Origin of the sequence: Carboxylicivirga fragile (assembly GCF_050589805.1) — a bacterium.
Lineage (GTDB): Bacteria > Bacteroidota > Bacteroidia > Bacteroidales > Marinilabiliaceae > Carboxylicivirga > Carboxylicivirga fragile.
The window spans coordinates 36,904-51,081 of record NZ_JBNGOY010000012.1; the positions used below are offsets into that span (position 1 = coordinate 36,904).

At 36.6% G+C, this 14,178-nt stretch carries 14 protein-coding genes; 10 read left to right on the top strand and 4 right to left on the bottom strand.

Going from position 1 to position 14,178, the window contains the following annotated elements; genetic code table 11:
- The first annotated feature begins 20 nt into the window (after window positions 1–20).
- The 7 genes from ACRD7B_RS06900 to ACRD7B_RS06930 all read left to right on the top strand — a co-directional run bounded on the left by ACRD7B_RS06900 (window position 21) and on the right by ACRD7B_RS06930 (window position 6,210).
- Window positions 21–854, top strand: a complete 834-nt coding sequence (locus ACRD7B_RS06900) for an alpha/beta fold hydrolase (RefSeq protein ID WP_430823758.1) — start codon at window positions 21–23, stop codon at window positions 852–854.
- A complete protein-coding gene (locus ACRD7B_RS06905; RefSeq protein ID WP_430823759.1) occupies window positions 847–2,697 on the top strand; it encodes a PAS domain-containing sensor histidine kinase in 1,851 nt (616 codons plus the stop codon). The genes ACRD7B_RS06900 and ACRD7B_RS06905 overlap by 8 nt, the downstream gene beginning before the upstream one ends.
- Before the next feature lie 140 nt (window positions 2,698–2,837).
- Window positions 2,838–4,499 carry a diflavin oxidoreductase gene (locus tag ACRD7B_RS06910; RefSeq protein ID WP_430823760.1) on the top strand — a complete coding sequence of 554 codons (1,662 nt, stop codon included), beginning with the start codon at window positions 2,838–2,840 and terminating at the stop codon, window positions 4,497–4,499.
- A 75-nt stretch (window positions 4,500–4,574) separates the two neighbouring features.
- A complete protein-coding gene (locus ACRD7B_RS06915; protein ID WP_430823761.1) occupies window positions 4,575–4,760 on the top strand; it encodes a YgaP family membrane protein in 186 nt (61 codons plus the stop codon).
- 158 nt (window positions 4,761–4,918) lie between these two features.
- The gene (locus ACRD7B_RS06920) at window positions 4,919–5,533 is read left to right on the top strand and encodes a DEAD/DEAH box helicase (protein ID WP_430823762.1); all 615 of its coding nucleotides are present in this window, start codon (window positions 4,919–4,921) and stop codon (window positions 5,531–5,533) included.
- Between the two features lies 1 nt (window position 5,534).
- Window positions 5,535–5,930, top strand: a complete 396-nt coding sequence (locus tag ACRD7B_RS06925) for a YchJ family protein (protein WP_430823763.1) — start codon at window positions 5,535–5,537, stop codon at window positions 5,928–5,930.
- Window positions 5,931–5,952: 22 nt separating this feature from the next.
- On the top strand, window positions 5,953–6,210 hold the full coding sequence (locus ACRD7B_RS06930) for a hypothetical protein (RefSeq protein ID WP_430823764.1): 258 nt from the start codon (window positions 5,953–5,955) through the stop codon (window positions 6,208–6,210).
- A 66-nt stretch (window positions 6,211–6,276) separates the two neighbouring features.
- On the opposite strand, the gene ACRD7B_RS06935 is transcribed toward ACRD7B_RS06930, so the two are convergent.
- Entirely contained in the window at window positions 6,277–6,735 is a 459-nt protein-coding gene (locus ACRD7B_RS06935; protein WP_430823765.1) for a nuclear transport factor 2 family protein, read from the bottom strand.
- 246 nt (window positions 6,736–6,981) lie between these two features.
- Between ACRD7B_RS06935 and ACRD7B_RS06940 the strand changes: the two genes are divergently transcribed.
- Window positions 6,982–7,254 (top strand): DUF493 family protein, encoded by a 273-nt coding sequence (locus ACRD7B_RS06940; protein WP_430823766.1) that lies wholly within the window; start codon window positions 6,982–6,984, stop codon window positions 7,252–7,254.
- Between the two features lie 93 nt (window positions 7,255–7,347).
- On the opposite strand, the gene ACRD7B_RS06945 is transcribed toward ACRD7B_RS06940, so the two are convergent.
- On the bottom strand, window positions 7,348–9,210 hold the full coding sequence (locus ACRD7B_RS06945; protein ID WP_430823767.1) for an alpha-amylase family protein: 1,863 nt from the start codon (window positions 9,208–9,210) through the stop codon (window positions 7,348–7,350).
- Window positions 9,211–9,220: 10 nt separating this feature from the next.
- Window positions 9,221–11,626 carry a glycoside hydrolase family 31 protein gene (locus ACRD7B_RS06950; RefSeq protein ID WP_430823768.1) on the bottom strand — a complete coding sequence of 802 codons (2,406 nt, stop codon included), beginning with the start codon at window positions 11,624–11,626 and terminating at the stop codon, window positions 9,221–9,223.
- 338 nt (window positions 11,627–11,964) lie between these two features.
- On the opposite strand from ACRD7B_RS06950, the gene ACRD7B_RS06955 reads away from it, so the two are divergent.
- Window positions 11,965–12,432, top strand: a complete 468-nt coding sequence (locus tag ACRD7B_RS06955; protein WP_430823769.1) for a MaoC family dehydratase — start codon at window positions 11,965–11,967, stop codon at window positions 12,430–12,432.
- Between the two features lie 70 nt (window positions 12,433–12,502).
- Here the strand turns inward: ACRD7B_RS06955 and ACRD7B_RS06960 are convergent, their stop codons facing one another.
- Window positions 12,503–12,892: a DUF423 domain-containing protein gene (locus tag ACRD7B_RS06960; protein ID WP_430823770.1), complete on the bottom strand. Its 390-nt coding sequence runs from the start codon at window positions 12,890–12,892 to the stop codon at window positions 12,503–12,505.
- Window positions 12,893–13,019: 127 nt separating this feature from the next.
- Between ACRD7B_RS06960 and egtB the strand changes: the two genes are divergently transcribed.
- The gene (gene egtB / locus ACRD7B_RS06965) at window positions 13,020–14,171 is read left to right on the top strand and encodes an ergothioneine biosynthesis protein EgtB (RefSeq protein WP_430823771.1); all 1,152 of its coding nucleotides are present in this window, start codon (window positions 13,020–13,022) and stop codon (window positions 14,169–14,171) included.
- The last annotated feature ends 7 nt before the right edge of the window (window positions 14,172–14,178 follow it).

Genomic DNA, 14,178 nt, shown 5'->3' on the forward strand with positions numbered 1-14,178 from the left:
ATAGGACACATTATTAACCTATGTCTTACTTTACGAATCCTCATAAAATAGATATAAAAAACCAAAGCTTGGTGTACTATCGGATGGGCAAAGGTGAACCACTTTTATTTATCCATGGTATAACAACGTATTCTTTCATCTGGCGTCAGCTCATACCCCTTTTAATAGATAAATATGAACTCATTTTAGTTGATTTGGCCGGTTGTGGCGATTCAAGTAAAAATATTGATGATTCCTTATCAATAAAGAATCATGCTAAGATGCTTCATTTATTGATTGAGCAACTCCTACTTAAAAACCTGCATTTAATAAGTCACGATGTAGGTGGAGGCATTGCACAGTTAATTACTGTTCATTACCCACATCGTATTAAAAGTTTAACCTTGATTAATTCCGTTGGTTATGACTTCTGGCCCGTTCAACCAATTATTTCAATGCGAACACCTATTATCCGACATTTAGCCATGGCTACACTCGATATGGGTGCATTAAAATTCATTATTAAACGAGGTTTGTTTCATCGTAAAAAGTTAGATACTGAATTGATGGAACTATTTTGGAAACCACTTAAAACCAGCGAAGGACGAAAAGCTTTTCTATTTTTTGCCCATTGCCTTGACAACAAAAACTTATTAGAGATATCAGATGAATTAACAAAGCTAAAATTACCTGTTTTGATAATTCGTGGCGACTGCGACGTGTTTCTGGGGAAGACAATTAGTGAACGTTTACATAAGGACATTCCAAATAGTCAATATGAGGTAATAAGTACAGGTGGTCATTTTATTCAAGAGGATGAACCCGAATTATTGGCACAAAACATACATCACTTTATTAGCAATATTAATGAGTAAGCCCACGCAAAGCGACCACATAAAACAGCTTCAACAACGAATTGTACAGTTAGAGGAAGAAAATAATTCTCTTTCCGAACAGGTTGAAGAAACACTCTTGTTTGGACTAATCTCTGAGAGTTTCGAGAACATAACTAAGGAAGAAACGCTTATCGCATCCATCCTTGAGAAAATAGCCATCTTAAAAGGTATTCCGTTTTGCGCTTGTTTCGAACTTAGAAAACGTAGCATTAAGAACCTTGGTAGTTATTGCTCTATGGATTCTTGTGACAACTGTACTACTCCATTTTCGTTATCACGAGCATTTATTAAAAAACTACACAACACCTCGATACTCAGAAAAAATTACGAACAACTTAAAGGTAATTTCACACTTCACTTACCTTGCATTAAGCTGCAGGCACACGAAGTTATCCTAATGCCATTTAATAACGACAGCATTAAAAAAGGCTTTTTTGTGTTTATAAGCGACAAACAAGATCCATGCATTTTCGACAATGATTTGCTTCATATGCAGCAAATACTAAATATCATTGGTGACAAGTGGGAACGACTCAACCTAAATAATAAGATTAGCAAATTAAACCGAGAACTTGAAAAAAGGATTAAAACAAGAACCAATGAATTAACCCGCATCAACGAATTACTTTTCAAAGAGATACAATTGAACGAAGTTACTAACATTGAATTACTCGATGAAAAAGAGAAGTTCAGGCAACTTTTTGAGATGGCCAACGATGCCATTTACCTATGGGAATTGGACGAACAAAACAAAGTGAGCGCCTGCCTCGAAGCAAATGAAGCGGCAATGAAAATGACAGGTTATAACACGAACGAATTATCTCGTATGTCGCCATATGCCTTAATGGCTCCAAATTTCAAACAAAAAGAAAAAAATCTTTTACAAACCTTAGCTAAGGATAAGACGCACACATTCGAGGTGATGCATCAACATAAAAATGGATCAATCTTTCCGGTAGAAATAAACGCGCACTATTTCACCCTTAATAAGAAGAAAGTGATCCTATCCATAACGCGAGACATTACCGATCGTAAACTTACAGAACAAGCATTAATAAAAGCAAAGGAAAAAGCAGAGGAGTCGGATAAACTAAAATCGTCCTTTCTTGCCAACATGAGTCACGAAATCCGAACGCCTATGAATGCCATCATGGGATTTGGAGAGATTCTTCTTGATGACGAACTAACACATGAAGACATAAATAAATTTGCACGAATAATATTGAATAACGGAATGCATCTGCTCAACCTCATTAATGACATTGTTGATTTCTCGAAGATTGAAGCAGGGCATATAAATGTAACCTTACACAAAATTAATTTGAATCAATTAATTGAAGAAGTTAAACTAAACACAGAATCATTATTACGCAGTTATGAAAAACTCGATTTAGTTAATGTTAGCATTAATAAACCTTCGGAAGGCATCAACCCAATAATTCGTGCCGATTATGGAAAAATTCGACAAGTACTTTCAAACCTCTTAAATAATGCAGTGAAGTTTACCGAAAAAGGGAGCATTACAATCACGTATAATTTACTTAACGATGAAATGATTGAACTCAAGGTTTCTGATAGCGGAATCGGTATCCCGAAAGATTATCAAGCAAGTATTTTCGATCGCTTTGTTCAGGTAAAAGACGAAAGAACGTTCAACCTACCTGGCACAGGTTTAGGATTGGCGATATGCCGTAATCTGGTGGAATTAATGGGTGGTAACATCAAATTAGAGTCAGAAAAACAGAAAGGTACCACTTTCACTTTCACACTACCATACCATCCTGTAGAGTCAACAAATAATTCAGCCGTTTTGAATAAATAAGTCGACAAAAAACAATTTAAGACTTTACAGTCCAATTCACTTTCGTAATTCAAACTTTGATATTAGATTTGCTGACCTTTATAAAATACGGAATTTTATAGAGAATGATTACAGACAAAATCAGCTAAGTCACAAGAAGTATGGGATTATTATCAAGTCTTTTTAAGAAAGAATCCAAACCACTTAAGATTAACCCTAACGAAAGTTTTGCTTGCCCGTCGGTTACAATATTATACGGTACAAAAACAGGGAATGCACAATTGGTTGCTCAGCAAACTCAGAAGTCATTTGAGCAAAATGGGATAGACTCAGAATGTTATAATATCTCGAAATATAATATCTCACGCCTTTTCTCAGAAAAATTACTTTTAATAGTGATGAGTACCGACGGTGAAGGAGAATTCCCACCCAACAGTCGCAAATTCTTTAGCCAACTAAGCAATGCTGAATTTCCAGCTTTAGCTCAGTTAAATTATTCGATATGTGCTCTGGGAGATTCGAGCTACGAACATTATTGTGGAGCGGGTAAACAATTAGATAAGCGCCTACAAACCTTAGGTGCAAAAGCTGTAATTCCACGTATTGATTGTGATTTGGAGTTTCGTGAAACAGCTTTATCTTGGATTGAGAAAGTTTTTTCTCACCTACGTTCTGAAGATGTAAGCTCAGATGCTAAGGATCAAGCTCTGCCCGAAATTCAGATAGATGCACACGACATGCTTCAAAGTAAATTGCTTAAGCGATATGCCGTAAGTAAAGGTGATGCTGGAAGTGCTGTTTACCATATAATACTCGACAATAGCCAAACTAAAATTGCCTACGAAGCTGGCGATTGCATTGAAATCATTCCTGAGAATCCAGAAACCCTAGTCGATCAAATCATAAAAACACTTGGTATTGATTCTGATATTCATATTAATGGAAGTGGTTTTGCTATTCGCGACTTGTTAAAGTATAAGTACGAACTAACCAAAGTATCGCGACCACTTGTAAAGAAGTATCAAGCATTAACGAATCATGAGGAACTGTTAAGGCTCGTAAACAACAAAGAAGAATTAAAAGCCTATGCTAATCGAGCTGATGTGTTGGATTTGATTAAAGACTTCCCAGCTAGTATTAACGGCGAACAGCTAACTAGCATTCTTTCACCTTTACACTCACGTTATTATTCCATTGCATCAGGTAGTAAAGCCTATCCCGAAGAGATACATCTTTGCATAAAAACAGTTCGATTTGAAGCTAATGCTCGCAAGTATGAAGGTGCAGGATCGGTTTTTATGAACGAAGGCTTGGCTGAAAATACCAGAGTTAATTTCCGCCATATTCCGAATGCTTCATTTCATTTACCAGAAGACAATAACACACCAATAATACTAATTGGTGTGGGAACTGGTATAGCTCCTTATCGTGCCTTTTTAAATGATCGTAAAGCACAAAATATACTAGATCAAACCTGGCTGATTTGGGGTGATAAGGAAAAAGAGAAAGACTTTTTATACGAGGATGAATTAAACACTTATCAAAAAGAAGGCTACTTACATAGATTGGACACAGCTTTCTCGCGCGATCAGGCAGAAAAGATTTACGTACAAGATGTATTCATCAGGAATAAATCAGAAATACTTAATTGGATTGAAAATGGTGCGCACATCTATTTATGTGGACATACAAAGATGGGGCATTCTGTCAGAAATACCTTATCAGATTTATTGATAGAGCACAAAAGCATTTCAAAAGAAGAAGCCAATAATGAAGTACTAAAGCTTATTGAAAATGGCAGGTTACATGAGGATTTGTATTAAAAACCTCTAGTCTAGATCAAACAATCACCTATCATTCTCCGTTCTTATTAAGAATCATAACTTAAAAAGCACGTCATGAAAAAGAATGTAGGAAGTGGTGATAAAACTTTTCGAATTATACTTGGCATTGCCATAGGGGTAGCTGGTTATTATTATCAATCGTGGTTGGGGTTGATCGGGATCATCCCTTTATTTACAGCCCTTATTAACTGGTGTCCGCTATACTTACCTTTTGGTTTAAGTACCTGTAAGAAAAAGTAAAATTGCTGCACTTAGAATATTGCAATCATAAATGGCTTAAAAGTTATTAATCCATTTATGATTTTTTTATTGAACATTTACAACTTCATCCATCTATCCAAATCACCGAAATTCGGTCTAATATTATTACCTTCGCTGCGGTTTATAATTACAAATGAATGAAGTTAAAAAAACTAATACCAGAACTGGCCTCGGCTATTATTAATGCTGGCTTTGATGCAGAGCCAAAAGAAATTCAAAGTCTGAGTGTTCCTAAAATAAAATCAGGTGCCGACCTTTTTGCCATTGCTCCTGAACAATCTGGTAAAAGCACTGCCATAGCCATTGGTGTAATTCAACAATTGAAAGCACCTTTTGAGGAAGCACCGCGTTCCATTATTATTACCTCTTCAAAGGAGAAAGCTTTTGAAATGGAAGAGCAAATACAAATGCTTAGCAAAGAACTTAAGCTACGCACTTTTGTGGCTTTTGATGGTGGCAACCTACAGTACCAGAAGGATGAAATATACGATGGTTTAGATGTACTTATCTGTACTCCCAAACGTTTAACCGAGTTGGTTAACATCAATGGCGTACCAATGACTAAAGTGAAAATGCTGGTTGTTGATAATGCAGAAACCATTGTACCAATGCAGAGTCAGAGTGTTATTTACCGCATTGCTGATGGCATTAAGAATCCTCAAATAATGATTTTCGCATCAAAATGGGACGATCGTTTTGAGGGCTTCGAAGAACGCCTTATGAAAAACCCACTTGTTCTAAGAGCCAATTAATATGAACGATAAATGCCCTTGTCAGACAGGCGAAAGCTATGCCGTTTGTTGTCAAGCCATAATTGAAGGTAAAAAGGAAGCTAAAACTGCGGAAGCTTTAATGCGCTCGCGTTACACAGCTTATGTACTTGCCGATATTAATTACCTTTTAAATAGTCACCACCCAAGTACTCGACCAAGCAAGGATCGAAAAAAGATTCTTAAATGGGCAAAATCGATGGAGTGGAAAGGATTGGAAATTTTAGCGTGCATGCATGGTAAAGAAGACGATACCAAAGGTTGGGTTGAGTTTAAAGCCTCTTACCTGGAAGAAGGAGAGCCACAGGAAATTCATGAAAATTCCGTTTTTGTGAAAGAAAGTGGTCGCTGGTATTATCAAGATGGTGAACATTTTTAATTGAACCTACATACTCATCCTTATGACTATCTCACCACATCATTATGGTTTGAATGCCCGAACCAAACTCGAACAAATTGACACCAAGCACATCGGAATTGTTAAGCTTGTAAAAAGTAGAATTATTCGTAAGGATGCCTTGAAAGTTATTGAGATGGTTGATAAAATTCAAACCACAGATTCAGAATTAAAAGTCAGCCTTATTTGCACAGATAATATATGCTCAAAATCTATCAAGCTTTTGGCCGAGCAAGATATTGAAGTGATATACCAAAAATAAGGATCGGATCTTCTTTGCAAAACTTAAAGAAGATCCGATCCTTATTTTTATGACATCCGTAATTTCTTATTCAGGAAACTGATAGTAAATTTTACTCACCATTTTCCATCCATCTTTGAATTTATAAAGAGATATATAATCAACATACTTCTTTTCTTTGCCCACATAAAACTCAAACTTGGCTACTGCAGAAGTTCCGGTTACATCAACCGAAAGAAATTTAATACTAACAAGTTTATCTCCAGTTTTTGGATAGGCACCTGCTTCCTTGCGTTTTTTTACTTTCTCTTTCCACTCAGCTATCGGTAATTTCCATATGCTTGAGCCGTCTTTATCAATGCCCAATAAATTAAAATCGGAATGAATTCCAGCATCAATCTTACTTAGGTCACCTTCGTTTTGTAATCCTTCAACATAAGCAGTTTGAATCACTTTTTTAATGGCAGCTTGCTCGTCTTTATTCGATTGAGCAATAAGAGTAGTTGATAAGCTTATTAAAGCAAGCATAAAAATAATTTTCTTCATGGTTTTAGTTTTAAGTGTTTAGTAAGAGTAAAGATATTAAAAAGTTATTTTGCAATGAACCTTTGTTTTAATCTAATCCTTTATATTTTAACAACTAATTTAGAATACCCATAATAACATCAGATTTTCTAATCAAGTTAGACATAAATAATAAATGCCGATATACAATCACAGAATGATATTTTTATCATTCGTTTTGATTGATAATCGGTATTACTACTTTTGTACACTCAAAAATGAATAACCATGTCGATGCAAGATTACGATAAGTTAAAAGAGTTACTGCTTCAGAACAAGAAGTGGCCAATGTTATATCTATTCAAATTTATTGTGCCAAATAGTGATGGGAAAGTTGAAAAGGTGGTTAGCCTCTTGCCGAAGCACGGAAAGGTTAGCTACAGGCATACTAAAAACCTGAAACACGTTTCGGTAAGTTGCAAGGTGAGTATGAAAAATGCTGATGCCATTATTGACATTTCTCAAAAAGTTGCTGAAATACCGGGAGTGATAAGCTTGTAATTACTATTAGATAATAGATCAAGAGATATTAGACAAAAAATAGAAAGGCCACTCATAAGAGTAGCCTTTCTATTTTATATTGTGTATTGTTATTTATTTCAAAGCATAAACCATCGATTCCAGAGGCTTAAGAACAATTTGAACAATAGCGCTATCCTCATTAACTATTAGTTTATTTTCACTGCCGTATAATTGATCAACTAAGCTATATTCACCTTCGCTCAGCTTCCATGCTTTAATTAAATCAACTGGTAATTGCAAAGTGAAAACTTGTGCTTCGTCAGCATCAAAATTAGATAATACAAGAAGTTGCTCCTCTCCTGCCCAACGAGCAAAAGAAAAAACTTTGTGATTATAATTTTCCGTACTAGCCCTATTGAAGGTATGTAATTCTTGATACTCTCCATTTAAAGCTTTACTCTCTCTACTAAATGTCAATAAGCGTTTATAAAAATCACGTAAGGCTTTCTCTTCTTTTGACAACTGTGCGCCATCAAATGCACCATCGTTCATCCATCGCTGATGGTGAGGCACACCAATGTAATCGAAAATACTTGTGCGCGAGTTTGTACCAAAACCAGCATCTTCAGCACCTGGCTCTCCTACTTCCTGTCCAAAATAAACCATTGTTGGAGCCGTGCTAATTAGCGTTGAAACCACCATTGCTGGTTTACCTTTAAGAGCGCTTCCTACAAACTCAGGACTAGCAATACGCTGCTCGTCGTGATTCTCCAAGAAATGTAACATATGGTGCTCAATGTCGGCCAATCCTTCTTGAATGGCAGGAATATTATCAGTTAAACCATGCCCTTGCATCACATGTTTCAAAGTATCGTACAATTCTACTTTGTCATACAGATAATCCATTTTACCCTTGTGAATGTAATCTCGGTATAATCCTGGATTGTATACCTCAGCCAATAAAAAAGCCTCAGGATTAGCATTTTTGATGGATGAATTCATGTAACTCCAAAACTCCACAGGTACCATTTCGGCCATGTCGAAACGAAAACCATCTACGCCAAATTCAATCCAGAACAATGCAATATCGCGAAACTTCACCCAAGAATCTGGTACCTGTTTATCTTGCCAAAAAGTATAATGGGCTGCGTGATCTTTATTTTCATACTCGGCAGGTAAGGATTCAAAATCGTGAGTTCCATCTGGTCGCACTCCATAATTAATCTTAACCGTTTCGTACCAGTCGTAAAAATGAGGCTGAGCCAAACGTGAACCATTACCAGTCCATTTTGCAGGATTTTCGTCAAATTTAGAATCAACTAATGGATGAGCTTCACCACCCAATGGCTGATAATCGTTTAATGGAGCCGGCACTTCAAAAGCTGTATTTGGAATATAGTAGAAGTTATTATTGATTGCATATTCAACATTAGTATCATCCTGAGCACCAAAATCACTTACACCTTCAGGATTATTATTACCCTCGTAATGACGTGCCACATGATTAGGCACAATATCAATTAATACCTTCATGCCATTATTATGAGTTCGCTCTACCAAGGCTTTAAATTCATTTAAGCGATTTGCAGGATCAACTGCTAAATCAGGATTTACCTGGTAATAATCCTTTACAGCATATGGCGAACCCGCTCGACCTTTAACGACATCCGGATCATCGTTAGAAATGCCATAAGCTGTATAATCGCGAACAAGTGCGTGGTGAGGTACACCTGTGTACCACATATGTGTAACACCAAGATCATTTAACTCTGATAGTGCCTTGTCGGTAAAGTCGTTGAATTTACCAACGCCATTTTCTTCAATGGTTCCCCAAGCCTTATTATTGGCATTTGTATTACCAAATAAACGGGTAAACACCTGATAAACGACGGCTTTTCCTTCGTATGCTTGAGATTCTTCAACCTGTTGTGGTTTCTGCTGACAGGCAATCAGAACGATAGTAAGCAGACTAGCAATTAATAATTTATTTCTCATGTAAATGTATTTAGTAGATTTCTATTGTATTTGTTTTTTGTAGATTTTTGATAGTTACTTTGAGCAATCCTGATGTTTCATTATATGTAGCCACATCAGTTTTATGAACTTTCATTTTCGCTCCATTGATAACAATGTATTTTGGTACGCTATTAAAATGATGCACCAACAACTCAACAGTTCTGTTTTCTGGCTTTCCCTTATATTTATAGCCATCGCTATCAATCTTTATGCTTAAAACTTCATCATCAAAAGCCGATGAAAAATGCAGTTTTTCAAAAGCCATTTTAAGATGTGCCTCCTTAGTCTCACCATCATCTTCATACATCAAGCCCTCTGATTGCGTCACCGAAGAATCATGATAATAGTGTAACGTCAATTTTTCTGAAGTATAATCATCCATGCTTTTAAAAGCTGGCACTGTTGGAATAAAACTACCAGCTTTCACAAATACAGGAATGGTATTAATATCAACAGTAAGGTCTATCGTTTGACCTCCTTCATATCTTTCCCCTGTAAAGTAATTAAACCATACTTGTCCTTTAGGTAAATAAGTACTATGTGATTTTACGCCTTTGTCCACAACCGGAGAAACTAAGAAATTATCTCCCCACAGGTAGCTACTTGTATTATCTAACAATTCCGGTGTGTCATCCACATAAAACAAGGGGCGCATCATTGGCACACCACTTATGGCATTCTCATATATCAATGTATAATTATAAGGCATCAATTCGTATCGTAACTTTATAAAACGCCTTGTAATATCACGTGTTTGTTCATCCCAGAAAATTGGTTCAGCAGGCACGTCTTCCTGTGCATGTGTGCGATAGATCGATTGAAAAACACCATACTGCAACCAACGTGTATATAGTTCCGCATCTTCATAAGAACCAGCAAAACCACCCAAATCAGAATGCATATAAGCCATACCTTGCATACCCATTTGCAAGGCTATCTCAACCTGCGGTTTTAATCCGCCCCAGGTACGATTAACATCGCCCGACCATGGCACCAGTCCATATCGCTGCGAACCAATAAAACCTGATCGCATTAAAATAACCGGACGGCGCTCTGGAAAATCCGCACCAAATCCCTCATAAACTGTTTTAGCCCATTCGTGTCCGTAAAGATTATGTACTTCATCAGAACGACCATTAATATGTAGTAGATCATCGGGATGAACTTCTGGTTCGCCCAAGTCGCCCCACCATCCATCTACGCCAGATAACGTATGTTTTTTGTAAATACTCCAAAACCAATCTTTTGTTTCTGTTTTGAAAATATCCAACAATGTTGTTGTTCCAAAATAAAAGTCAAATACGTATGGCTGGCCTTTTGAATCCAGACCTAGTAGCTGTTGATCCTCACATTCTTGATACTTTCCGCTTTCCTTTAAAATAAAAGGTTCGGTTATTAAGATGGTTTTTACCCCCTTCTCTCGATTACGCTTCAACATTTGTTCAGGCTCAGGAAATGAATCAAGCTCCCACTCCAGATTACCCATATGCCCTTTAACATCCTTACCAAACCAATACAAATCAAGAACAATGGCATCCAAAGGAAAATCATCAGCTCGATACATATCAATAACACTCTCAACTTCGGCTTGACTGTGATACCCCATACGAGAAGCAATATTACCAAGCGCCCATCGTGGCACCATCGGCTGACGACCAGTCAATTCTGTAAAGTTCGTGATTAAATCAGTCCATTCATCAGCGGCCACAATCAGATAACTCATTCGCCCACCAACAGCTTCGAACTGCACTATATCATTTTCTGTTGCTCCTAAATCCAAAAAACCACTTGCTCCATTATCAAACGCAACCATGTATTTCTTTGATGAAATATACAATGGCATCGAATAGTACATTAAGTCGGCGTGTGTTTCGTAACCATAACTTGCCCGATTGTATAATTGCAAACGTTGACCGCGTCGATCCATTCCTAAAACACGTTCGCCTCCACCCATGAGCTTCTCTTCTGAGTCGAGTGATAATCGAAAACCCACCTGCGAATCATTAGAGAAATAACCTTTTTCCTCTGAAAATAAATGGGCATCGTTATAAGAATATGAAACATCAAACGGTTGCTTAGTAATTTCTACAGTCAATTTCGATGTTGAAAAAACTACCGCATTTTCATCTTGCTTAAAAGTACTATTTACTAGTCCTTGATTTGGAGCAATGGCATATGACGGCGCATTTATCGATCCATGTATAATGAACTCAACTTCCATGCTAGATTCAGTGTATGGTCGAAAAACCATAAATCCATCGGAAGTTTCAATGGTTAACTGATTATTGTCATAAGAAGCTGCTTTGAATTGTCGCTCATTTTTTTGTGCATTACTTGGAATGCATAAAAAAGTAGCTAGAATCAAAACAACAAGGTATTTCAATGGGGTGGACATAGTTTTTTATCTTAGTTCTAAATGCTTAATTTTCAATAGGCAAGTTACGAAGCTTCGTGCAAATTGGAAACATTACATATGATCAGCGAAAACGAATGGAACAATCACAAAAGCCGTGCACCACAACATAAACAACTAACACACTTTAACTTAACTCCTAAAGACGCATCTAGAACGATGCTCATTCGTATCTTTAAATTAAACATCTTTGTAGAATTTCGGCTATCGAAACCGTTTTCGAAAAACAACAAAACCTTGTGAACTTGCATCAAGTTCTATTAAATGAAACGAAATGTTTTATCTTAGCGCTCATAATTGAAAATACAAAACACTCAAATATGAATAAAGTTATCATCAAAAGTTTCGATGAACTAGAGAAGTTAATTGGAAGTGATTTAGGGATTTCGGAATACCACGAATTTACGCAAGAGCAAATCAATTTATTTGCCGACGCTACTCTTGATCACCAATGGATTCATACCGATGTTGAGAAGGCAAAAGACGAATCTCCATTTGGAACTACCATTGCACATGGCTATTTAACCATTTCTATCCTTCCACATTTATGGAATCAGATCGTTGATGTTCAAAACCTGAAACTACAGGTTAACTACGGTATTGAGAAGCTAAAATTTAATGCACCAGTAAAAGTTAACGACAAAGTAAGATTACACGCGAAAGTAATTGATGCTAAAAACTTAAGAGGCGTTTGTAAAGCAAACATTGGTATTAAGTTAGAGATTGAAGGTGCACGTAAACCTGCCTACGAAGGTGAAATTGTATTCTTGTACCATTTCAACGACTAAGAATTTCTTAGCTATTAAGATATAAAGTGAGCCGAATGGCTCACTTTTTTTATGCCATAAAAAGTCATCATTATTTGGCATATTTCTTCATAACACTTATTAAGAGCAACACCCATCCAACAATCATAAACAAGCCTCCCAAGGGTGTTACAGGACCCAAAAATCGAAAATTCATACCCAATACATCTGACAGGCTTAAAAAATAAATACTGCATGAGAATAAAAAGGTTCCAATGGCAAAACTCCAAGCCATGGTTCTTTGTAATTTGGTTTCAAAATTAAAAACAAAACCAACCAGAAGAAGAACGATGGCATGGTACATCATGTATTTTACGCCTACTTCAAAACTTGCCAATTGTACTTCACTCAATACTTTCTTTAAAGCGTGCGCACCCAATGCACCTAATATCACAGAAAGACCACCATATATACTGCCAACAATCATTACTGCTTGCTTCATACTTATTTCATTTTAATCAATTAAGTAATGTTTAAACAATAAGTATTGAGCTAAGTTCATAGGCGTTTAAACATATCTCAAAACCCTCTTTCAAGTTTATTGTTATAAGTTTAATAATCTGCATACTATGAATCTACTCACAAAATACAAGTCAGTTCGGTTAGCGTCAGAACAAATGGTTGAGCCTTTACACATTGAAGATTACGTTCCGCAAGCCGCTACCTTTGCGAGTCCACCCAAATGGAACTTGGGACATACTACCTGGTTTTTCGAAGAATTTATATTAAAACCACATTCACAAGACTATAAAGTTTTTGATGAATCCTATTCATTTCTGTTTAATTCCTACTACAACACAGTTGGCGAAAGAGTTACGAGAGCAAATAGAGGCAGCTTAAGTCGCCCATTAGTAAGTGAAGTAATGGGCTATCGAAAACATGTAGATAAGGCGATTCAACAATTCTTGCAGAACTCAACCTTAACAAAAGACATTGAAGACATTTTTATCGTCGGCATAAATCACGAACAGCAACATCAAGAACTTTTCTTCACCGATCTGAAGTATAATTTTAGTGTCAACCCCACTTTTCCGGCATACAATAACAAAGCTTTTTGCGAAGATGAAGAATCAGAAACGATGGCATGGCTAGCTATTGAAAAAGGGATATACGACATCGGGCATCAAGGTGATGGTTTTTGTTACGACAATGAGTTAGGCGCTCACCAAGTATTACTTCAGGACTTTGAAATCAGCAACAAACTAATTACAAATGGCGAATATCTTGAATTCTTAAAAGATGGAGGCTACAACAAGTTTGAGTTCTGGCACGATGAAGCCTTATTCTGGTTAAAAGACAAAAATATTTCTCACCCTATGTATTGGTTACAAAAGGATGGGAAGTGGTTTCAATATACCTTAGCTGGCTTAAGACTTTTACAAGATAAGCATATACTCACTCACCTAAGTTATTATGAGGCGGCTGCTTTTGCTCAATGGAAAGGACATCGATTACCAACAGAATTTGAATGGGAAGCTGCCTGCCATAAATTTGATTGGGGCAAACGTTGGGAATGGACTGAAAGTGCCTATTCGCCTTATCCAAATTATAAAAAGCCTAATGGGGCTATTGGCGAATACAATGGTAAATTCATGGTGAATCAGAAGGTTTTACGTGGAGGATCTGTCGTCACGCCGCAAGGACATAGTAGAAAAACCTATCGCAATTTTTTTCATCCGCATATTGCCTATCAATTTAATGGTATACGTTTAGTAAAGTAAAAAACAT

Bases quoted from the DNA above. Each gene is read 5' to 3' on its own strand.
- ACRD7B_RS06900 (WP_430823758.1), top strand. From the start codon at position 21: ATGTCTTACTTTACGAATCCTCATAAAATAGATATAAAAAACCAAAGC.
- ACRD7B_RS06905 (WP_430823759.1), top strand. From the start codon at position 847: ATGAGTAAGCCCACGCAAAGCGACCACATAAAACAGCTTCAACAACGA.
- ACRD7B_RS06910 (WP_430823760.1), top strand. From the start codon at position 2,838: ATGGGATTATTATCAAGTCTTTTTAAGAAAGAATCCAAACCACTTAAG.
- ACRD7B_RS06915 (WP_430823761.1), top strand. From the start codon at position 4,575: ATGAAAAAGAATGTAGGAAGTGGTGATAAAACTTTTCGAATTATACTT.
- ACRD7B_RS06920 (WP_430823762.1), top strand. From the start codon at position 4,919: ATGAAGTTAAAAAAACTAATACCAGAACTGGCCTCGGCTATTATTAAT.
- ACRD7B_RS06925 (WP_430823763.1), top strand. From the start codon at position 5,535: ATGAACGATAAATGCCCTTGTCAGACAGGCGAAAGCTATGCCGTTTGT.
- ACRD7B_RS06930 (WP_430823764.1), top strand. From the start codon at position 5,953: ATGACTATCTCACCACATCATTATGGTTTGAATGCCCGAACCAAACTC.
- ACRD7B_RS06935 (WP_430823765.1), bottom strand. From the start codon at position 6,735: ATGAAGAAAATTATTTTTATGCTTGCTTTAATAAGCTTATCAACTACT.
- ACRD7B_RS06940 (WP_430823766.1), top strand. From the start codon at position 6,982: ATGTCGATGCAAGATTACGATAAGTTAAAAGAGTTACTGCTTCAGAAC.
- ACRD7B_RS06945 (WP_430823767.1), bottom strand. From the start codon at position 9,210: ATGAGAAATAAATTATTAATTGCTAGTCTGCTTACTATCGTTCTGATT.
- ACRD7B_RS06950 (WP_430823768.1), bottom strand. From the start codon at position 11,626: ATGTCCACCCCATTGAAATACCTTGTTGTTTTGATTCTAGCTACTTTT.
- ACRD7B_RS06955 (WP_430823769.1), top strand. From the start codon at position 11,965: ATGAATAAAGTTATCATCAAAAGTTTCGATGAACTAGAGAAGTTAATT.
- ACRD7B_RS06960 (WP_430823770.1), bottom strand. From the start codon at position 12,892: ATGAAGCAAGCAGTAATGATTGTTGGCAGTATATATGGTGGTCTTTCT.
- egtB (WP_430823771.1), top strand. From the start codon at position 13,020: ATGAATCTACTCACAAAATACAAGTCAGTTCGGTTAGCGTCAGAACAA.